Source organism: Parvibaculum sp. (genome assembly GCF_049651025.1).
Lineage (GTDB): Bacteria > Pseudomonadota > Alphaproteobacteria > Parvibaculales > Parvibaculaceae > Parvibaculum.
Genome location: NZ_JBASBH010000093.1, coordinates 13,668 through 33,469, shown reverse-complemented (window position 1 = coordinate 33,469; position 19,802 = coordinate 13,668). Strand labels below are relative to the sequence as shown.

The following is a 19,802-nucleotide window of genomic DNA, read 5'->3' as shown; positions in this document are numbered from 1 at the left end:
GTGCCGACCGTCCCGCATGTCCGCCACCTCGTTGAAGAGGCCGTAAAAGACTGGGCCGTGCCGGTCGAACTGGTGGAAAGCGAAACCGAAAAGCGCGCGGCCTTCGCCGCCGCCACCGCAGCGCTCGCCGCCTCAGGCACCGTCTCGCTCGAACTCGGTCTTGCCGGTGTGCCGATGGTTGTGGCCTACAAGATCGATGCCATCGCCGCCTGGGCCGTTTCGCGCATGCTGAAAGTGCCCTCTGTCGTCATCGTCAATCTGATCCTGGACAAGCCGTCAGTGCGCGAGTTCCTGCAATTCGCCGCGAAACCAGCCGCCCTTGCCGCAGCCCTGCGCCCGCTTCTCGACAACACGCCGGAACGCGCGCGTGCCTTGGCCGATCTTGCGGAACTGCGCGAAGTGATGGGCGTAGGCGGCGAACGCCCAAGCCTCCGCGCGGCGAAAGCCGTGCTGGAAATGCTGCCGCCGTAATTCGTTCGCAGGCGTCCAATAAACATTCAGTGTCGTCCCGGGACTTGTTCCCGGAACCCATCTTCCCGCGAACTCCGCTGATCCCGCTGGACCCCGGGAACAAGTCCCGGGGTGACAGTCACTATCAAAGCCAAACACAAAAAAAGAGGCGCCCAAAGGCGCCTCTCTCTCAACTCAGTAACAGCAGAAATCACTTCCGCTTGTCGACCGACACATAGTCGCGACGCGGTGCGCCCGTATAAAGCTGGCGCGGACGGCCGATGCGCTGGTCCGGATCTTCGATCATCTCGTTCCACTGCGCGACCCAGCCAACCGTGCGGGCGAGCGCGAAGAGAACCGTGAACATCGTCGTCGGGAAGCCCATCGCCTTCAGCGTGATGCCCGAATAGAAGTCGATATTTGGATAGAGCTTCTTCTCGATGAAGTAGCTGTCATTGAGCGCAATCCGCTCAAGCTCCATCGCAACGTCGAGCAGCGGATCGTCTTTGATGCCCAGAACCTTCAGCACTTCGTGGCAGGTCTGCTGCATCACGCGCGCGCGCGGATCGTAGTTCTTGTAGACGCGGTGCCCAAAGCCCATCAGGCGGAACGGATCGTTCTTGTCCTTCGCCTTGGCGATATATTCCGGAATGCGATCGACAGTGCCGATCTCAGCCAGCATTTCGAGCGCCGCCTCGTTCGCGCCGCCATGTGCCGGGCCCCAGAGGCAGGCAATGCCTGCTGCGATGCAGGCAAACGGGTTCGCGCCCGACGAACCGGCGAGACGCACGGTCGAGGTCGAGGCGTTCTGCTCATGGTCTGCATGCAGAATGAAAATGCGGTCCATGGCGCGTGCCAGGATCGGATCCACCTTGTATTCCTCGGCCGGAACCGAGAAGCACATATGCAGGAAGTTTTCCGCATAGCCGAGATTGTTCTTCGGGTAAACGATCGGCTGACCGGCCGAATATTTGTAAGCCATTGCCGACAGCGTCGGGATTTTGGCGATCAACCGGCGGCTGGCAATCATGCGCTGCACGGGATCGTTGATGTCGGTGCTGTCGTGGTAGAAGGCCGAAAGCGCGCCGACCATGCCGCACATGATGGCCATGGGATGCGCGTCGCGACGGAAGCCGCGCAGGAAGAACTGCATCTGCTCGTGAACCATCGTGTGGTTCGTGATGGCGCGGTCGAATTCCTTGAACTCGGCAGGCGTCGGCAGCTCGCCGTTCAGCAGCAGGTAACAGGTCTCGAGAAAGTTGCCGCGCTCTGCGATCTGCTCGATGGGATAGCCGCGATAAAGCAGCACGCCTTCATCGCCGTCGATATAGGTGATCTTCGACTCGCAGCTCGCCGTCGAGGTGAAGCCCGGATCATAGGTGAAGTGGCCGGTCTGGCCGTAGAGCTTCGAAACGTCGATGACGTTCGGCCCGATGGAGCCGCCGAAGACGGGCAGGTCAAAGCTCTTGTCGCCGAGCTTGAGCGTCGAGGACCCCTTGGGGCCGCCCTTTGTTCCAACATTCGTCATGATTGCCTACCTGTCCTCTGGTCTGTTGTCCGCCTGGGAATCTCCGTCACCCCAGCGTCCCGATTGATTAACACTATAGTCGGCGCTGCGACCTTGCACAGTCACAGCCGCGTGAATGTCATGCCGCCTGATCCTTGATGCGCCCGAGCGATTCGTCACGCCCAAGCGTCTCCAGCACGTCGAAAATGGGTGGCGACACGGAACTTCCCGTCACGGCCGCGCGAAGCGGCTGCGCCACCTTGCCGAGCTTCAGATTCTCGGCTTCCGCAAAAGCGCGCACATCCGCCTCGATGCCGGAAGCGTCCCATTCATTGCGCGCTTCAAGCAGCTTGAGCAGGCGGGCGAGCAATCCGCGCGCATCGGCGTCGAGCAGCTTTGCCGCCGCATCGTCAACCTTCAGCGGGCGCTGTGCGCGCAGAAACTCCGCCCCCTTGGCAATGTCGAGCAGCGTCTTCGCGCGCTCCTTGATGCCGGGCATGGCAGCGATGAACTTGGCGCGGAATTCCGCATCGTCGATCCAGCCGGCACTGCGTTTCATCAGCGCAATGGTTTCGTCAGCCAGCCTTACGTCGTCCGTCTCGCGAATATAATGGCCATTGAGATTTTCGAGCTTGGCAAAGTCGAAGCGCGAGGGCGAGCGGCCGATATGTTCAAGATCGAACCAGGCGATGGCCTGCTCGGTCGAAAAAATCTCGTCGTCGCCATGGCTCCAGCCGAGCCGCGCCAGATAGTTGCGCATCGCTTCCGGCAGATAGCCCATATCGCGATAGGCATCGACGCCGAGCGCGCCGTGGCGTTTGGAAAGCTTCGCGCCGTCGGGTCCATGAATGAGCGGCACATGCGCAAATTCCGGAACCTCCCAGCCCATCGCCTTGTAAATCTGGCTCTGCCGTCCGGCATTGGTCAGATGGTCGTCGCCGCGAATGATATGCGTCACGCCCATGTCGTGATCGTCGACGACGACCGAAAGATTATAGGTCGGCGTGCCGTCGCTCCGCACGATGATGAGATCGTCGAGCTGCTCATTGGCAAAGCGCACATCGCCCATCACATGGTCGCGCACGATTGTTTCGCCTTCATTGGGCGACTTGAAACGGATAACGGGCTTCACGCCTTCTGGCGCGTCGGAGGCAGGGCGGTCGCGCCAGCGCCCGTCATATTTCATCGGTCCGCCTTCGGCCTTTGCCTTGGCACGCATTTCGTCAAGCTCAGCCGGGCTCGCATAGCAGTAATAGGCGTTGCCGCTGGCCATAAGCTGTTCGGCCACCTCGCGGTGCCGCGCCTGGCGCGCAAACTGGAATGTCACCTCGCCGTCCCATTCGAGGCCGAGCCAGCGCAATCCCTCGAAGATCGCGTCAATGGCGGGTTCCGTCGAACGCTCGCGATCCGTGTCCTCGATCCGAACCAGAAACGTGCCCTTATGGCGGCGGGCAAAGAGCCAGCTGAAAAGCGCAGTCCGCGCGCCGCCGATATGCAGATATCCCGTCGGCGATGGAGCGAACCGGGTGATGACCTTTTTTTCTTCCGCCATGATTTCCCGATATCCGGCCTCGTGAGAGGCCGAGCAACTGGGCCCGATGAAAAGGCCCAAACAGATAGGCAACACGAATTTTTATTGGCAAGCTTTGACCCATAAGCGCCATAACATGGGCGCCGGGGGTCGCTGCGGGGCATGAATTTCTAGCACATTGCGGCAACGCAGCGTAAGCCCGAAGGGGCGCTCTTGCGCACTTTTGAACAGAGGATTCTTGCTCTGTTCAGGTCCGCGAGAGGGTTGGGGGAGCGTCTTTTGAGTATCGCCGGTGATGAGGCCGCTCCGGACGCGGCAGAAGACGCTTTTGACCGGCCCATTTCCCTGGCCAGCCGCTTTTGGGAGGGGACGCGGTTTGCTGGCGGATTCCTCGCCGAATCCTTTTTTTCCGAAAATGATCGCTGGTTTTTGTGGTCGCCCGTCCTGCTGGGCTTTGGCATCGCGCTTTATTTCAGCCTGTCTTTCGAGCCGCCGCTCTGGAGCGGTCTGGCCGCCGTCGCCGTTTCGGCAGCCGCGCTCGCTTTGTTACGGCAGCGCGGCGCCTCGGCTGTTTTTGCGGCCGTTCTTCTCTGCATCGCCATCGGCTTTGCCGCCAGCACCATCCGGAACTGGAGCGTCAGCGCGCCCGTGCTGACAAAGCCATGGGCAGGCGAATTGACCGCCCGCCTCGTTGCAACCGAGCTGACGCAGAAGGGCGCGATCTCGGCACTCTTCGAGCCCCTGTCGATGGAGCGCCTGTCGCCGGATGACATGCCCGCCCGCCTGCGCATCTCGATCCGCATCCCCGGCGTTTCGATGCAGCCCGGCGAAACCCTCCGCCTGCGCGCCCGCCTCCTGCCGCCGCCCGAACCTGTCGAGCCGGGCGGTTTCGACTATGCCCGTCAGGTCTGGTTCCAGAGCCTCGGCGGCGTCGGCTATGCCTTCACTGCGCCGGAACTGATCGCACCCCCGCCCGATGACTGGACGACGTGGCTTGCAACCCTGCGCGCAAACATTACCAGACGTGTGCAGACGGAAATCGGCGGTGCGGCAGGCGCCGTTGCCGCCGCGCTCATCACCGGCGAGCAACGCGCCATTCCGGAAAAGGCCGTGGTCGATCTGCGCAATGCAGGCCTCTCCCATGTGCTCTCCATTTCCGGCCTTCACATGGTCCTCTTCGGCGGCTCGCTTTTCTGGCTGGTGCGAGCAGGCCTTGCGCTCGTTCCCTCCCTTGCGCAGCGCTATCCGATCAAGAAATGGGGCGCGGCAGCAGCCCTTGTCGGCGCGACCTGCTATCTCCTGATTTCCGGTGCGGATGTTGCGGCGCGTCGCGCCTATATCATGATCGTGCTGATGTTCATCGCTGTTCTTCTCGACCGGCAAGCCATCAGCATGCGGAACGTCGCTTTGGCAGCCCTTGTCGTCTTGCTATGGCAACCCGAAAGCCTTCTCGGCGCGAGCTTTCACATGTCCTTCGCCGCCGTCGTTGCGCTGATCGCCTTTTACGAAAGCCCGTTTGTGCAGCGCCTCACGGCTGCCGCGCGCGGGCAGGGCGACGGTTACATATTCGGCCTCATCCGCTTTGCCGCTAATCACATCGTCGGCATTCTTCTCACCACGACCGTTGCGGGTTTTGCCACTGGCGCATATGCGGCCTTTCACTTCGACCGCATAGCGATCTACGGCATGGCGGGGAATATGGGCGCGCTTCCCATCGTCAGCGCCATCGTCATGCCCGCCGCCCTTGCCGTTCTGGTGCTGATGCCCTTCGGCCTTGATGGGCCTGCGCTATGGATCATGGGGAAGGGCGTCGATGCCATGCTCTGGGTCGCGCAGATCATTTCTGACTGGGAGGGATCGGACCGCATGGTGGCGACCGCGCCCATGTCGTCTTTGGTGCTCGTCACGCTGGGCGGCTTGTGGATGGCGCTTTGGCGCGGCCATTGGCGCTTCATCGGCCTCGCGCCGCTGGTCGTCGGCTTCGCCTTCTGGGGTTCGGATCGTCGCGCCGACGTGCTGATAGATCGCGACGGCGCGCTCGCCGCCATTCGGGCCATCGACGGCACGCTGACACTGACGGCGGCAAAGCCCTCCTACACCGCCGAACAATGGCTGCGCCATGACGGCGATGCCCGCACGCCCGCCGAGGCGGCAAAGACGTCACTCATAAAATGCGATGCGCTTGGTTGCATATGGCGCGGGGAGGGAAGGCCGGTGGTCGCGTTTCCGACAACGCTCGATGCGGTGAAAGAAGACTGCCGCAATGCGGAGATCGTCATTGCGCGCATGGGCTTGCCGCGCAGCATGCGTAAAGATTGCGGCGCGAAAATCATCGTCGACCGCTTCGACCTCTGGCGCAACGGCGCCACCGCGCTTTACTTCGAAACGGACGGAACGATCAGGCGTGAAACCGCGCGCGAAATGCGCGGCGATCGCCCCTGGGTTCTGCGCAGGCAATCAGGCAGAGAGGCGCGGAAAGCTCAATAGCGGCGCAACAGGCCGACAAGCTTGCCCTGAACCTTGACGCGATCCGGCCCGAAAATTCTTGTCTCATAGGCCGGGTTCGCCGCTTCAAGCGCGATGGAATCGCCCTTGCGCCGCAGCCGCTTCAGCGTTGCTTCATTGGCATCGACAAGCGCCACGACAATGTCGCCGCTATTGGCCGTATCGCAACGCTGGATCAGCACCGTATCGCCGTCGAGAATGCCCGCCTCGATCATCGAGTCGCCCTTGACCTCAAGCGCGTAATGCTCGCCCGAGCCCAGCAGGTTGAGCGGCACACTGACCTGATGGCTTTCCTCCTGCAGCGCCTCGATAGGCGTGCCCGCCGCGATCCGCCCCATGACGGAGAGCGTGATCGTGTCCGGCGATTGATGCGCAGGCTGGAGATCGCGGCTGATCGCTTTGCCGCGGCTGCCTTCGATGACGCTCGGCGAAAAGCCCTTCGACCGCGAGGTTGCAAGGCTTGGCGAGGCCGATTCGGGCAGCTTCAGAATTTCAAGCGCACGCGCCCGGTGAGCCAGGCGGCGAATGAAGCCCCGCTCTTCCAGCGCTGTGATGAGACGGTGAATGCCGGATTTGGAGCGCAGATCCAGCGCTTCCTTCATCTCGTCAAAGCTCGGGGAAACGCCCCCCTCCTTGATACGTTCATTGATGAACATCAGGAGTTCGTGCTGTTTCTTCGTGAGCATGCTATCCGGCCCTAAATATGGAACAAACCATAAACCTTGCCACTTGTTCTAGTTTGGTTCTTGGCAGTCGTCAAGCCGTCTGTGGATAATTTGGCACAAAATCTGTCACCGGAGCGGCATCACCGTCACGACATCACCCGCCTTGGCGGCAGGCGAGTGCGGCGCGCGGATCACGAGGCAATCGGCCGCCGACATCAGCGACAGCATCGAGCTGTCCTGCCGTGTAAAGGGCGTCGCCACCGGCAATTCGTTGCCCGCATCCTCAAGGCTCGCGCGCAGATAATCTTCGCGCCGGTCATTCTCCGGCAGGCTCCGCCCGAGCCGCGCCTGCGTCGTGCGAAGCCGTACTTGCCCGCCTTGCAGGCGCGTAATGGCGGGCACAAGAAAGAGATGCGCGCAGACGAGCGCCGAGACCGGATTCCCCGGCAGCCCAAGCATCGGCATTTCGCGGTAGCGCCCGAACATCAGCGGCTTGCCGGGTCGCATGGCAATCCGCCAGAAATCCACATTCAGTCCGTCCTCTGACAATGCGCTCTGCACGAGATCATGGTCGCCGACCGATGCGCCGCCCAGCGTCACCAGCATGTCGCAGTCGAGCGCATGCCGCCCGGCAGATTGAATGGCATGAGCCTCGTCCGACACGATGCCGAGATCATGCGGCACGCCGCCCGCTTCCTCGATCAGCGCGGAAAGCCCGTCATTGTTCGACGATACGATCTGGTTCGGCCCCGGCGTCGCACCGGGCAGCACAAGCTCATTGCCCGTAGAGAAAAACGCGATCTTCGGTCGCCGATGCGCAATGACGACAGGCACGTTCATCGCCGCCGCAAAAGCTATATCGGCAGGCGAGAGCTTCCGTCCCGCATGCAGTCCCGTAACGCCTTCCTTGAAGTCGAGCCCGGCAGGACGCACATGCCTGGCGACTGGTGAAGACTCGCGCGCGATCACGATGTCGCCATAGCGCTCTGTATCTTCCTGAATGACGATAGTGTCGGCGCCTTGCGGCAAGGGCGCGCCAGTGAATATCCGCACTGCTTCACCTTCATTGAGCGCGAGCGCATAGGCGCTGCCCGCCGCCGCCTCGCCGACAACGCGAAGCCTCGCCGGAACGCTCGTAACGTCCGCCGCGCGCACGGCATAGCCATCCATCGCCGAGAGATCGGCTGGCGGCTGCATGCGCTGCGAGATCACATCTTCCGCCAGCACGCGGCCAAGCGCCTTTGACAGCGCCACGCGCTCTGGAAATGTCGGCGTGATCGTCGCGAGAATGCGCTCGCGCGCTTCCGCCACCGGGATGAGCGTCTGTGCGTTCATCACTTTGCCTTGTACTCGCCGGACTTGCCCCCGGCCTTGTGCGTGAGCCGAATATCGCTGATCACCATGCCGCGATCGACGGCCTTCGCCATGTCGTAAAGCGTCAGGCATGCGACGCTGACGGCGGTGAGCGCTTCCATTTCGACGCCTGTCTGCCCCGTGAGTTTCACCGTCGCCTCCACCTCGATCGAATGCGTTTTCACATTCGGCTTGAGTTCCACCGACACTTTCGAAATGGCGAGCGGGTGGCATAGCGGAATGAGATCGGCGGTCTTCTTCGCCGCCATGATGCCCGCAAGCCGCGCAACGTCGAGCGCATTGCCCTTGGCAAGTTTCCCGCCTGTCACGAGCTTCAGCGTTGCAGGCTCCATGACCACGCACCCCTTCGCGGTCGCGCTGCGGATAGTCGCCGCCTTCTCCGACACATCGACCATGCTCGCATGGCCCTTCGCGTCGAGATGCGTCAGCTTCTTTTTCGCCATCGCCTTAAAGTTCCTTGCGCATGAAGCAACGCCGGTCCACCGGCAGTTTGATGTCGATCTCGCGAGCATGCAGCACATGCAGCCCCGGCGTCCACTCAGACGCGGACAATTCGCGAAAACCGAGCCGCCGATAGAACGGTCCGTTCCAGGCAAGATCGCGGAATGTCGAAAGCGTCATCGCACGCGCGCCGTTCACATGCGCATAAGCGCAGCCCGCCGCGACAAGCCGGCTCCCGAGCCCGCGCCGCCCATGCGCCGGATCGACTGACAATTCGTAAAGATGCCCCGCGCCGTCGAGCAGCCCGGAAAGCGCAAAACCCACCGGCTCGCCCCGGTCGCTCACCGCGACATGAACAGCGCCCGCACGGCGGAAGGATTCGATGTAATCAATGTCGGCAGGCGGATTGTCTGCAACGTCCTGAAGACCGGCATCGGCAAAAAGCGCGCCCGCCTTGATTTCGACCGCAGGCAGAAACGCGATGTCGCTCGCCCGCGCGAGCCGCACCACATAGCCTGTCTGCATCAGTTTCCGGCTGGTTCTGGCCATCGTCCGGCCTCCGCTCATTGCGCAACAAGGCCGCGCAGGATGTGCGAAATTTGCCCCTATGGCAATTCGGGGCAGGGCAGTGTGCTTATGCGAGCAGCGCCCGCGTCGCGGCTTCCACATCTGCCTGCCGCATCAGGCTTTCGCCGACGAGGAAGGAGCGCACATTCGCCCGCGCCAGTCGCGCGAGATCGTCCGGCGTGAAGATGCCGCTTTCGCCGATGACGAGCTTGCCCTCAGGCACCAGCGGCGCAAGGCGTTCGGTCGTCGTCAGCGTCGTCTCGAATGTTTTCAGATTGCGGTTGTTAATGCCGAGCAACTGGCTTTTCAGCTTCAGCGCCCGCGTCAGTTCTGCCTCGTCATGCACCTCGACGATTACATCCATGCCCCATCCGAAAGCCGCGTCTTCAAGCTCGCGCGCCTGCGCATCGGACACGGACGCCATGATGATCAGAATGCAATCCGCGCCCATCGCGCGCGCTTCCGCCACCTGATAAGTGTCGTACATGAAATCCTTGCGCACGACAGGCAGCGACACAGCCGCCCGCGCAAGCTTCAGGAAATCGGCGCTGCCCTGAAACGAAGGCCCGTCCGTCAGCACGGACAAGCAGGCCGCGCCGCCGCGCTCATAGGCTTTGGCAAGTTCCGGCGGATTGAAATCCTCGCGGATAAGCCCCTTGGACGGGCTCGCCTTCTTGATCTCCGCGATCAGCGCGAATGAGCCGACCTCGATCTTGCGCGCCAGCGCCGCATGAAAGCCGCGAACGGGTGGGGCAGAGCGCGCCGCGCGCTCCACTTCACTGAGCGGGCTCTGCTTCTTCGCCGCCGCGATTTCTTCGAGTTTGTAGACCCCGATTTTTTCGAGAATATCAGACATCGACCTTGATCCCGTTCGAAACGGCAACCAGCCGTGTCAGTATTTTCTTTGCAGTGCCGCTATCGATGGCCTCGGCGGCAAGCGCCGCGCCGTCTTTCAGCGTCGCCGCCTTGCCTGCAATGATCGCCGCCGCCGCCGCATTGAGCAGCACGATATCGCGATAGGCGCTTTTCTCGCCATCGAGCAGCCGCGTGATCGCCGCTGCATTATACGCCGGATCGCCGCCGCGCAATTCCGCAAGCGTCGCGCGGCGCAGTCCCGCATCTTCCGGCGTCACTTCAAACGTGCGGATTTTCCGCTCGTGAAGCTCCGCGACATAGGAAATGCCCGTCGTCGTCAACTCGTCGAGCCCGTCGGAGCCATGCACCACCCAGGCTCGCTCCGAGCCGAGATTGCGCAGCACTTCGGCAAAAGGCTCCACCCAACGCTTTGCGAAAACGCCGATGGACTGGTGGCGAACTTTCGCCGGATTGGAAAGCGGCCCGAGCAGATTGAAAATCGTCCGCACACCAAGTTCTGTGCGCACCGGCCCCACATGCCGCATCGCTGAATGATGCGCGGGCGCAAACATGAAGCCGATCCCGGCATCGTCGATGCAGCGCGCAATGTCGTCCGGGCCGATATCAAGTTTGACGCCAAGCGCCGTCAGCGCATCCGCCGTGCCAGATTTCGAGGAAGCCGCGCGATTGCCATGCTTGGCAACGGGAATGCCCATCGCCGCCACGACAAGCGATGTCGCCGTCGAAATATTGTAGGTCTGCGCCCCGTCGCCGCCCGTGCCGACAATGTCGATGGCGTCCGCAGGCGCCTCCACCGGCAGCGCCTTCGCGCGCATCACCGTTGCGCCAGCCGTCAGCTCGGCCACAGTTTCGCCGCGCACCCGCAGGCCCATCAGAAAGGCCGCCATCTGCGCGGGGCTCGCTTTGCCCGACATGATGATGCCGAAGGCCTCTTCCGCTTCCGCGGGAGCCAGCGAAAGCCCATCGGCGATCTTCGCCAGAAATATTTTGAAATCGGTCATGCGCCTTCGTCCTTCAGTTCGGAACGTGCGTTTTCACGCCCGTGATCTCAAGGAAATTGCGCAGAATGTCGTGGCCGTGTTCAGTCGCAATGCTTTCGGGGTGAAACTGCACGCCGTGGATCGGCAGCGTCTTGTGCTGAAGCCCCATGATCGTCTCGTCCCTGGAGTGCGCCGTCACTTCCAGCACGGAAGGGAAGCTCTCCGGCTCGATGGTCAGCGAGTGATAGCGCGTCGCCATCAGCGGGCTCGGCAGATTGCGGAACACGCCCTTGCCGGTATGCAGCACCGCATCGACCTTGCCATGCATCAGTTGCGGCGCACGCACGATCTTGCCGCCGAAAGCCTGCCCGATGGCCTGATGCCCGAGGCAGACGCCGAAAAGCGGAATGCGCTCATCCGCTGCCGCCTTGATGAGATCGAGGCAAATGCCCGCGCGGTCCGGGTCGCAGGGTCCGGGCGAAATCACGATCGCCTGCGGCCGCATCGAAATCGCCTGGCCCACCGAAAGCTTGTCGTTGCGATGCACCTCTGCCTTCGCCCCAAGATCGCCCAGAAACTGAACGAGGTTGTAGGTAAAGCTGTCGTAATTATCGATGAGAAGCAGCATCGGAACGCTTTCGGAAAATAACGGCCTGAACGCCGTTTGCAGCACCTTATAGAGCGGGGGCAGGAAGCTCGGCAAGAATCGTGGTACCCGAAGTCTTCAATATGGTGAAGGAGCAGGCGCCATTCCATGTCGCGGGCCCATTATATAAAGCGCATCAAGGATTTGTGGGAAAAACCGCAGGTCCGCCGTGATCTTCTGCTGGGCGCATTGTCGCTGGCGGGAGGCGTCCTCCTCACGCTCTATTGGACCGCCACGCCGACGCCCCCGCTGTCGCAGGCGCTCCACACCCCTCAGGCCGCCGCCGTTCCCGTGGTCGCGCAAGCCGAAGAAGCGGTCCTCCCGCCGATCGTCGCCCCTGTGCTGCCCGCCGAGGAGCCCGAAGCGGCCCCCGTCCCCGAGCCCGCCTGGAAGCGCAACGCCGTGGCCATGGCGACGCCGCCCGACGGCCCCATGATCGCCATCGTCATCGACGATGTGGGCGTCAATCGCAAGGGCACGGCCCGCGCGCTTGATCTTCCAGCACCCATCACCCTGTCGTTCCTGCCCTATGCACAGGGCGTCGCAGGCTTCGTCAAAACGGCGCGTGAGCGCGGCCACGAGATTCTGGTTCATGTCCCCATGGAGCCCAAAGGCCCCGCCAACCCCGGCCCCCGCGCGCTCCGCACCGGCGAAACGCCTGAGCAGATCCGCGCGAACCTCGTCTGGGATCTCGAACAGTTCGACGGTTTCGTCGGCATCAACAATCACATGGGCAGCAAGTTCACCGCCGATGCAGGCGGCATGCGCGTCGTCATGGACGAGTTGAAAATCCGTGGCCTGATGTTCCTCGACTCGCGAACCGGCCCCGACACGCAAGCTGCAAACATCGCCCGCGAAGTCGGCCTGCCGACACTCTCGCGCGACGTTTTCCTCGACAATGACGAGGAGGGCGGCAAGGTCGCCGCCGAGTTCACGCGCCTTGAAAAAATCGCCAGAGAACACGGCCAGGCCATCGCCATCGGCCACCCCCATGCCGAAACGCTCGCCATCCTCGAAAAATGGATCCCCGAAGCCAAAGCCCGCGGCTTCACGCTGGTCCCGCTAACCGCGATCCTCCTGCGCCATCAGCCGAGCTAACGGCCAGTCGCACACGCTCGCCAAATCTCCTGCGTCGTCCCGGGACTCGTTCCCGGGACCCATCTTCCCGCGAACTCGGTCGAACCCGCTGGACCCCGGGAACAAGTCCCGGGGTGACACTCACACCCGTCATGGCCGGGCTCGACCCGCCATCCACGCCTTCCTTGTCCACCGGCCGCAAAGACGTGGATACGAGGGTCAAGCCCGCGCATGACGACCATATTGAAGGCATCGTTCCGGCAGGCGCTCACCACAAACACCGCCGTCGTCCCGGGACTTGTTCCCGGGACCCATCTTCCCGCGAACTCCGAGCAAGCGACGACAGCACTCCCGAACAAGTCCCGGGACGACAGCCAAAAAACCCGAAAATAAATCCACCCGGCCTATTGCCGGCGTCCGCCTCGCGTCGCATAGCGTACGGCTTCTTCCGCCGCGCGGAAAAGCGCCTTCGCCTTGTTGACGCTTTCCTGATGCTCACCCTCAGGGCTTGAATCCGCTACAACGCCGCCGCCCGCCTGCACATACATCTTGCCGTCTTTCACGACAGCCGTGCGCAGCACGATGCATGTATCCATCTCGCCCGCCGCCGAAAAATAGCCGACGCAACCGGCATAGGAGCCGCGTTTTTCAAGCTCCAGCTCGTCGATAATTTCCATCGCGCGCACTTTCGGCGCGCCCGACACCGTGCCCGCCGGAAAGCCTGCAATCAGTGCCGCAATCGCGTCATAGGCAGGATCGAGATCGCCTTCGACGTTGGAGACGATATGGATAAGATGAGACGTATACTGAAGTTCGAACTTCTCCGTCACCTCGACCGAGCCGATCTTTGACACGCGGCCCACATCGTTGCGCCCGAGATCGAGCAGCATCAGATGCTCCGCGCGCTCCTTCGGATCGGCGAGCAGTTCTTCGCCAATCGCCTGATCCTCGGTCGCGTTCTTGCCGCGATGCCGGGTGCCCGCGATGGGGCGGATGGTGACGCGGTTGTCGCGCACGCGCACGAGAATTTCCGGGCTTGATCCGACGATCGAGAAATTCTCGAAGTTGAGAAAGTACAGATAGGGCGAAGGATTGATCCGCCGCAGCGCGCGATAAAGCGAGAAGGGCGGCAATGTGAAGGGCGCTTCAAAACGCTGCGAGAGGACGACCTGAAAAATATCGCCCGCCGCAATATAGTCCTTCGCCTTGCGCACCATTTCGAAATAATGCTCGGGCGACGTGTTCGATTGCGGCGTGGGCAATTCGCCGACATCGCTTACCTGATCGGCGTGCGGGACCGCGCGGTCGAAGTCGGAGACGACATCGGTCAGCCGCTCGCCCGCGCGCGCGAAAGCCGCCCGCGCATTGATGCCGGGCTCCGGCCGCACCGGGGTCACGATGGTCACTTCGTCTTTGACGCTGTCGAAAACGGCAATGATCGTTGGCCGCAGGAAAATCCCGTCCGGCAGCCCGAGCCCGCCACCGCGCACATTCGGCAGATGCTCGACGAGCCGCACCGTGTCATAGCCCATATAGCCGAAGACGCCCGCCGCCATGGGGGGCAAGTCCTGCGGCAACTCGATGCGCGATTCCTCGATCAGCGCGCGCAAGCTCGCAAGCGCGCCACCGGCGCAAGGCTCGAAGGACGTTGCATCGAAGCGCGCCTTGCGGTTGATCTCGGCCTTGTCGCCAAGCGTCCGCCAGATGATGTCCGGCTTCAGCCCGATGATTGAATAGCGCCCGCGCGTATCGCCGCCTTCGACGGATTCGAGAAGGAAACTGTTCGGCTTGCCATCCGCGATTTTCAGCATCGCGGAGACGGGCGTCTCAAGATCGGCAACGAGCCGCGTCCAGACGACCTGCGCGGCCCCGGAATTATAGATGCGCTCGAAGCTTTCGAAGTCGGGCTCTATCATGCTGGCACCGGCCCGCTCACGAAATGAAGTTCATCACTGGGCACTCTCGGCATTCATCACGCGGTCGAGAAGCTTGGTGTTCAGCTTGGTGCCGAGCTGCTTTTCATAGCCGGTGATCAGCGTCACCAGCATGTCGGACTGCAAGCCTTCGGTGATGTTTGCCTGTGCGGTCTTGTATTCGCTCGACGCGGTATCAGGCTTCGGATCGTTGATTTCCTTCACCTGCATCACGATCAGGCTGTCGCCAAATCCGACCGGGCCGAAAGCAAAGCCGTTCTGCGGCACGGCAAAGAGCCGCGTCACAGCGAGGCGCGAGAATGTGTCGCTCTGCGAGCCGCGCTTGATGTCGGGCGAAATCAGCGAGGTGCGGCCAAGGCTCGATGCGATCTTCTCGATGCTTTCGCCTTTCTCGCCGCGCTCCACAAGGCTCAGCGCAAGCTCCTGAAGCTTCGCCTTGCGCGTTTCCTGCTTCCACAGCGCCAGAACTTCGCCGCGAACTTCCGCCAGCGGCTTCACCTTGGCAGGCGTCACATTGTCGACGCGCACCCAGTAATAGCCGCCTTCGCCCGTATCGCCGGGCGGCACCTGGTCGCCTTGTTCGCTTTTGAAAATCGCGTCGAGCAGGCCCTTATACTCGGGCATGCCATCCGGCTTCTTGTTATCGACCGTCAGGCCCTCGGCGGTCACTCCGTTGAACTTGGCGATCTTGAGATGGTTTTTCTCCGCCGCCTCTTCCAGCGAAGCGCCGCCTGCGCGCGCGTCTTCGATGTTGTTCTGAACGTCATAGACCTCGTTGCGCGCACTGTCGCTGGCGAGCATGCCGCGCAGCTTGTCCTTCACACCTTCATAGGTGCTGGGATTGGCGGGCGCGATCTCCGTGACATGCAGGATCACCGGGCCGAGCGGGCCTTGCACCGGATCGCTATATTCGCCGACCTTCAGCGCGAAGGCAGCGTCCGCCACGGCGGGAGAGATCATCTGCTGACGCGATACCTCGCCAAGAGACACATCCTTCACCTCAAGCCCAAGCTCGCCGACGATCTTCTCCATCGGCTCGCCCTTTTTCAGGCGCGCGTCGGCTTCCTTTGCGGCTTCCATGGTCGAGAAGGGGATCTGGTCGACCTTGCGCTTCTCCGGCACGTCGAATTCGCCGCGGCGTTCCTCATAGGCCTTCTTCAACTCCGCGTCGCTGATCGACACCGTCGCGGCAACGTCGCTCGGATCGAGCCTCAGAATGCTGAAGTCGCGCGTCTCCGGCGTGGTGAAGTGAACGGCGGCCTTCTCGTAATAGGCTTCCAGCGTCTTGTCGTCGGGATCGGCAATCTCGCCAACGGCGGCGGGCGGCAGAATCATGTAGGACGCGACGCGCGTTTCGCCCTGATAGGTCGCGATCGCTTCAAGAAGCGTCGTCGGCACTTTCACACCGGCTTGCAGCGCATCGCTGAGCTGCCTGCGCACGAGAAACTTCCGGCGATCGGCGATGAAGTTTTTCTCGCTGACGCCCATTTGCTGCAGCATGCGGTCGAAGCTCGGACGATCGAACTTGGCGAAGGTGCCCGCAAGCGCCGGATCGCTTGTGATATTGCGCGCCACCGTTTCGTCGCTGACCGCGAGCCCGGCCTTGCGCGCGCCCAGGTCCATCGCCGTCAGGCCGATAAGCTGTGCGAGTGCCGCAGAGTCGATGCCGTATTGATGGGCCTGCTGCCGCGTCAGCGGCGTACCGAGACGCTGCGAAAATTCGCGCGTCTGGTTTTCAAGAGCCCGCTCATATTGAACGAGCGAGATTGGCTCGCCGCCGACCTCGGCCACATCGGTCTGCGAATTGCCGGTGAACACGTCATTGATGCCCCAGACGGCGAAGCTGAGCACCAGGAAGCCCATCATGATTTTGGCTGTCCAGCCGCTGGCGCCTCTTCTGAGTGAATCGAGCATTGCGTCGTCTTTCCGTCGATGGGGACCGTTGACCGGCCGCCGCGTTAAAGCGCGTGACGCGCCCTGGGGCCGCAAGAGGGGCGCATGATATGTGCGCACCCGTGCCCCCGCAAGTCTCGTCCCGTCTGCTTGCGGGTTGATTTTCCTGACGAAAACAGGCTTGTGCGGTTGGCGTATGCCGATCCGTCTGGTAAATCCGCGAACGGCATATACCAAGATTAACAATGTTGCGCGATACGAGGACGAATAGATGGCTGCGAAAGCGAAAGCTCCGAAGGTCAAGGCACTGGTTGCCGGAAACTGGAAGATGAACGGGCTGAAGGCTTCCCGTAAGGAAGTCGTGAGCCTCGCCAAGCGGCTGGCCAAGGGCAAGCGCCCGGCCTGCGACGTGCTCGTCTGCCCGCCCGCCACGTTGATTGCGACGCTGAAAGACGCCGCCAAAGGCAGCAAGATCGCCATCGGCGGTCAGGATTGCCACGCCAATGCCTCCGGCGCCCATACGGGCGACATCAGCGCCGAAATGCTGAAAGACGCAGGCGCGACCTATGTCATCGTCGGCCATTCCGAGCGCCGCGCCGATCACGGCGAAGATGACGCGGCCGTTCGCGCCAAGGCTCAGGCCGCCCATCGCGCGGGCCTCATGGCCATTATCTGCGTCGGTGAAACGGAACAGCAGCGCGATGCGGGCGAAACGCTCGCCGTCATCGCCTCGCAGCTTGCCGGATCGCTGCCCCGTGGCATCACCGCCAAGACGACGATTGTCGCTTATGAGCCCGTCTGGGCCATCGGCACCGGCCGCACGCCGACCGTTGACGACGTCGCCAAGGTCCATGCCGCAATCCGCGCCGCCCTGAAGAAGCGTTTCAAGGCCGAAGGCGAGCGCATGCGCATTCTTTATGGCGGTTCGGTCAAGCCCTCGAACGCCGCCGAGCTTATGGCTGTCGCCAACGTTAACGGCGCCCTCGTTGGCGGTGCGAGCCTCAAGGCTGAAGATTTTTACGGCATTATAAAGGCCTACGCCTAGCGCTACGGGCCTGATTTCCGGCCAGTTCCTGTGGGACTGGAAACATGGCCCGGCATGAGGTACAACCCGCCGCGTCAACCGCCATCGGCGGCCACCAAGCCAGAACAGACGGACTGCGAAGCTCCATGACCACCATTCTGTTGATTATCCACCTGATGGTCGCCATCGCCCTTGTGGCGCTGGTTCTGTTGCAGCGCTCTGAAGGCGGCGCGCTGGGCATTGGCGGCGGTGGCGGTGGCCTGATGTCGGGTCGCGGCGCAGGCAACGTGCTGACGCGCGCAACCGGCATTGTTGGCGGTATTTTCTTCATGACCAGCCTTGCACTGGTCATCATCGCCGCGCGTGGCGGCTCGGGCAGCTCGCTGCTCGACCGGGTCGGTCCGGCTCCGACAGGCATTCAGGTTCCGGCTCCGGCCGTTCCCGCGCCGCTCGGTTCGGGCCTCGATGCGCCCAAGCCAACAGGAACGGCACCGGTCACGGTGCCCGCACCGGCTCCTGCGCCCGCTCAGGCGCCGAGCGAGCCGGCTGTCCCGCGCGCCCAGTAAGGCGCACGGGCAATCTGACGTAGAGTTCCGGCTGCGGAAACCGGAAGCCATCCACAGTTATTTTTAAGGGAGCCTCGTTTGGCGCTCCGAATCATTTTTGTTGCTGTAATCTAGGGCTCCATGACGCGGTACATATTCATCACCGGCGGCGTGGTCTCCTCACTCGGCAAGGGTCTCGCATCCGCAGCTCTCGGCGCGCTTCTGCAAGCGCGCGGTTATTCTGTGCGCCTTCGCAAGCTGGACCCTTATCTGAACGTCGATCCCGGCACCATGTCGCCTTACCAGCATGGTGAGGTCTATGTGACGGATGACGGAGCGGAGACCGACCTCGACCTCGGCCATTACGAGCGCTTCACCGGCGTCCCCGCGACGCGCGGCGACAACATCACCACCGGCCGCATCTATCAGGACATCATCACGCGCGAACGCCGCGGCGATTATCTCGGCGGCACCGTGCAGGTGATTCCGCACGTGACCGACGCGATCAAGGATTTCGTCCTCTCGCATAGCGACGATGTCGATTTCGTTCTCTGCGAAATCGGCGGCACCGTCGGCGACATTGAAGGCCTTCCGTTCTTCGAGGCGATCCGCCAGCTCGGCAATGAGCTTGAGCGCGGCCAGACCTGCTATATCCACCTGACGCTGCTGCCCTACATTCCAAGCGCCGGCGAGATGAAGACGAAGCCGACGCAGCATTCGGTGAAGGAGCTGCGCTCCATCGGCATTCAGCCCGATATTCTGATGTGCCGCTGCGACCGTCCGATCCCGAAAGACGAGCGCCGCAAGATTGCGCTTTTCTGCAACGTGCGCGAAAGCGCCGTCATTCAGGCGATGGATGTCGACACGATCTATGACGTGCCGTCCGCCTATCATGCAGAAGGCCTAGATCGCGAAGTGCTGGCGCGCTTCGGTCTGGCGGAATCAAAGCTGCCGGACCTCACGAAGTGGAACGCCATCACCCACAATATTCGCGAGCCCGAAGGTGATGTGACCATCGCCATCGTCGGCAAATATACCGGCCTCAAGGACGCCTATAAGTCGTTGAACGAGTCTCTCGTTCACGGCGGCATCGCCAACAAGGTGCGCGTCAACATCAAGTGGCTCGAATCCGAAATCTTCGAAGCCGAAGATGCCGTCCACCATCTCGAAGACGTGAACGGCATCTTGGTGCCGGGCGGCTTCGGCGAGCGCGGTTCCGAAGGCAAGATCGCGGCGGCGAATTTCGCCCGCACACGCGACATTCCCTATTTCGGCATCTGCTTCGGCATGCAGATGGCGGTCATCGAGGCGCTGCGCAATCTCGCCGGATTGAAGGGCGCAAGCTCGACCGAATTCGGCCCGACAAACGAGCCTGTCGTCGGCCTGATGACCGAGTGGATGCAGCAGAACGAATTGGTGAAGCGCGCCGCCAATGGCGACCTCGGCGGCACCATGCGCCTTGGCGCTTACGACGCCGTCCTCAAGGAAGGCAGCCGCATCGCCTCCATCTACGGCAGCACAACGATCAGCGAGCGCCACCGCCATCGCTACGAGGTCAACATGACCTATCGTGCGCAGCTTGAAGCGGCAGGCATGCAGGTCGCTGGCGTGTCGCCGGACGGCCTCCTGCCTGAGACCATCGAGATACCGGACCATCCGTGGTACATTGGCGTCCAGTATCATCCCGAGTTGAAATCGAAGCCTTTCGCCCCACATCCCTTGTTCCGCTCGTTCATCGAAGCGGCCGTTGCGCAGAGCCGTTTGGTCTGAGTTTTTCGTCATTGCGA

Annotated in this window: 16 protein-coding genes and 1 pseudogene; 6 read left to right on the top strand and 11 right to left on the bottom strand. The window is 62.3% G+C overall.

Going from position 1 to position 19,802, the window contains the following annotated elements; all coding sequences use genetic code 11:
* Positions 1-471: pseudogene (locus WA943_RS12270) on the top strand (lipid-A-disaccharide synthase); the annotation flags it as partial.
* Between the two features lie 190 nt (positions 472-661).
* On the opposite strand, the gene gltA reads toward WA943_RS12270, so the two are convergent.
* Both gltA and gltX read right to left on the bottom strand, forming a co-directional pair.
* The gene (gene gltA, locus WA943_RS12265; protein WP_424470167.1) at positions 662-1,978 is read right to left on the bottom strand and encodes a citrate synthase; all 1,317 of its coding nucleotides are present in this window, start codon (positions 1,976-1,978) and stop codon (positions 662-664) included.
* A gap of 118 nt (positions 1,979-2,096) precedes the next feature.
* On the bottom strand, positions 2,097-3,509 hold the full coding sequence (gltX, locus tag WA943_RS12260; RefSeq protein ID WP_424470166.1) for a glutamate--tRNA ligase: 1,413 nt from the start codon (positions 3,507-3,509) through the stop codon (positions 2,097-2,099).
* Between the two features lie 258 nt (positions 3,510-3,767).
* Between gltX and WA943_RS12255 the strand changes: the two genes are divergently transcribed.
* A complete protein-coding gene (locus tag WA943_RS12255) occupies positions 3,768-5,975 on the top strand; it encodes a ComEC/Rec2 family competence protein (protein ID WP_424470165.1) in 2,208 nt (735 codons plus the stop codon).
* Here the strand turns inward: WA943_RS12255 and lexA are convergent.
* The 7 genes from lexA to WA943_RS12220 form a co-directional block, all read right to left on the bottom strand.
* A complete protein-coding gene (lexA, locus tag WA943_RS12250; RefSeq protein ID WP_424470164.1) occupies positions 5,969-6,679 on the bottom strand; it encodes a transcriptional repressor LexA in 711 nt (236 codons plus the stop codon). The two genes, WA943_RS12255 and lexA, sit on opposite strands and share 7 nt — an antisense overlap.
* Positions 6,680-6,784: 105 nt before the next feature.
* Positions 6,785-7,993, bottom strand: a complete 1,209-nt coding sequence (gene glp, locus WA943_RS12245; protein ID WP_424470163.1) for a gephyrin-like molybdotransferase Glp — start codon at positions 7,991-7,993, stop codon at positions 6,785-6,787.
* Positions 7,993-8,475 carry a cyclic pyranopterin monophosphate synthase MoaC gene (gene moaC, locus WA943_RS12240; RefSeq protein ID WP_424470162.1) on the bottom strand — a complete coding sequence of 161 codons (483 nt, stop codon included), beginning with the start codon at positions 8,473-8,475 and terminating at the stop codon, positions 7,993-7,995. The genes glp and moaC overlap by 1 nt, the downstream gene beginning before the upstream one ends.
* 4 nt (positions 8,476-8,479) lie before the next feature.
* Positions 8,480-9,022, bottom strand: a complete 543-nt coding sequence (locus WA943_RS12235) for a GNAT family N-acetyltransferase (protein WP_424470161.1) — start codon at positions 9,020-9,022, stop codon at positions 8,480-8,482.
* Positions 9,023-9,107: 85 nt separating this feature from the next.
* The gene (trpC, locus tag WA943_RS12230) at positions 9,108-9,896 is read right to left on the bottom strand and encodes an indole-3-glycerol phosphate synthase TrpC (RefSeq protein WP_424470160.1); all 789 of its coding nucleotides are present in this window, start codon (positions 9,894-9,896) and stop codon (positions 9,108-9,110) included.
* Entirely contained in the window at positions 9,889-10,917 is a 1,029-nt protein-coding gene (gene trpD / locus WA943_RS12225; RefSeq protein WP_424470159.1) for an anthranilate phosphoribosyltransferase, read from the bottom strand. Before trpD ends, trpC begins: the two co-directional genes overlap by 8 nt.
* 13 nt (positions 10,918-10,930) lie before the next feature.
* Positions 10,931-11,524 carry an anthranilate synthase component II gene (locus WA943_RS12220; RefSeq protein WP_424470158.1) on the bottom strand — a complete coding sequence of 198 codons (594 nt, stop codon included), beginning with the start codon at positions 11,522-11,524 and terminating at the stop codon, positions 10,931-10,933.
* Positions 11,525-11,650: 126 nt separating this feature from the next.
* Here WA943_RS12220 and WA943_RS12215 point away from each other — a divergent pair, with 126 nt between their 5' ends.
* Entirely contained in the window at positions 11,651-12,640 is a 990-nt protein-coding gene (locus tag WA943_RS12215) for a divergent polysaccharide deacetylase family protein (RefSeq protein WP_424470157.1), read from the top strand.
* A 383-nt stretch (positions 12,641-13,023) separates the two neighbouring features.
* Here the strand turns inward: WA943_RS12215 and trpE are convergent, their stop codons facing one another.
* Together trpE and WA943_RS12205 are read right to left on the bottom strand one after the other, a co-directional pair.
* Positions 13,024-14,535, bottom strand: coding sequence for an anthranilate synthase component I (trpE, locus tag WA943_RS12210; RefSeq protein WP_424470156.1), 1,512 nt, complete (start codon positions 14,533-14,535; stop codon positions 13,024-13,026).
* Positions 14,536-14,568: 33 nt separating this feature from the next.
* On the bottom strand, positions 14,569-16,467 hold the full coding sequence (locus tag WA943_RS12205; protein WP_424470155.1) for a SurA N-terminal domain-containing protein: 1,899 nt from the start codon (positions 16,465-16,467) through the stop codon (positions 14,569-14,571).
* Positions 16,468-16,717: 250 nt separating this feature from the next.
* On the opposite strand from WA943_RS12205, the gene tpiA reads away from it, so the two are divergent.
* From tpiA to WA943_RS12190, 3 genes are all read left to right on the top strand, one after another.
* A complete protein-coding gene (gene tpiA, locus WA943_RS12200) occupies positions 16,718-17,491 on the top strand; it encodes a triose-phosphate isomerase (protein WP_424470154.1) in 774 nt (257 codons plus the stop codon).
* Positions 17,492-17,616: 125 nt separating this feature from the next.
* Positions 17,617-18,036 carry a preprotein translocase subunit SecG gene (secG, locus tag WA943_RS12195; RefSeq protein WP_424470153.1) on the top strand — a complete coding sequence of 140 codons (420 nt, stop codon included), beginning with the start codon at positions 17,617-17,619 and terminating at the stop codon, positions 18,034-18,036.
* Between the two features lie 120 nt (positions 18,037-18,156).
* Positions 18,157-19,785, top strand: coding sequence for a CTP synthase (locus tag WA943_RS12190; RefSeq protein ID WP_424470152.1), 1,629 nt, complete (start codon positions 18,157-18,159; stop codon positions 19,783-19,785).
* Positions 19,786-19,802 lie beyond the last annotated feature (17 nt).

Coding starts and splice junctions, on each gene's coding strand:
- WA943_RS12235 (WP_424470161.1), bottom strand. CDS start 9,022: ATGGCCAGAACCAGCCGGAAACTGATGCAGACAGGCTATGTGGTGCGG.
- glp (WP_424470163.1), bottom strand. CDS start 7,993: ATGAACGCACAGACGCTCATCCCGGTGGCGGAAGCGCGCGAGCGCATT.
- WA943_RS12205 (WP_424470155.1), bottom strand. CDS start 16,467: ATGCTCGATTCACTCAGAAGAGGCGCCAGCGGCTGGACAGCCAAAATC.
- moaC (WP_424470162.1), bottom strand. CDS start 8,475: ATGGCGAAAAAGAAGCTGACGCATCTCGACGCGAAGGGCCATGCGAGC.
- trpE (WP_424470156.1), bottom strand. CDS start 14,535: ATGATAGAGCCCGACTTCGAAAGCTTCGAGCGCATCTATAATTCCGGG.
- trpC (WP_424470160.1), bottom strand. CDS start 9,896: ATGTCTGATATTCTCGAAAAAATCGGGGTCTACAAACTCGAAGAAATC.
- tpiA (WP_424470154.1), top strand. CDS start 16,718: ATGGCTGCGAAAGCGAAAGCTCCGAAGGTCAAGGCACTGGTTGCCGGA.
- WA943_RS12190 (WP_424470152.1), top strand. CDS start 18,157: ATGACGCGGTACATATTCATCACCGGCGGCGTGGTCTCCTCACTCGGC.
- WA943_RS12220 (WP_424470158.1), bottom strand. CDS start 11,524: ATGCTGCTTCTCATCGATAATTACGACAGCTTTACCTACAACCTCGTT.
- lexA (WP_424470164.1), bottom strand. CDS start 6,679: ATGCTCACGAAGAAACAGCACGAACTCCTGATGTTCATCAATGAACGT.
- gltA (WP_424470167.1), bottom strand. CDS start 1,978: ATGACGAATGTTGGAACAAAGGGCGGCCCCAAGGGGTCCTCGACGCTC.
- secG (WP_424470153.1), top strand. CDS start 17,617: ATGACCACCATTCTGTTGATTATCCACCTGATGGTCGCCATCGCCCTT.
- gltX (WP_424470166.1), bottom strand. CDS start 3,509: ATGGCGGAAGAAAAAAAGGTCATCACCCGGTTCGCTCCATCGCCGACG.
- trpD (WP_424470159.1), bottom strand. CDS start 10,917: ATGACCGATTTCAAAATATTTCTGGCGAAGATCGCCGATGGGCTTTCG.
- WA943_RS12215 (WP_424470157.1), top strand. CDS start 11,651: ATGTCGCGGGCCCATTATATAAAGCGCATCAAGGATTTGTGGGAAAAA.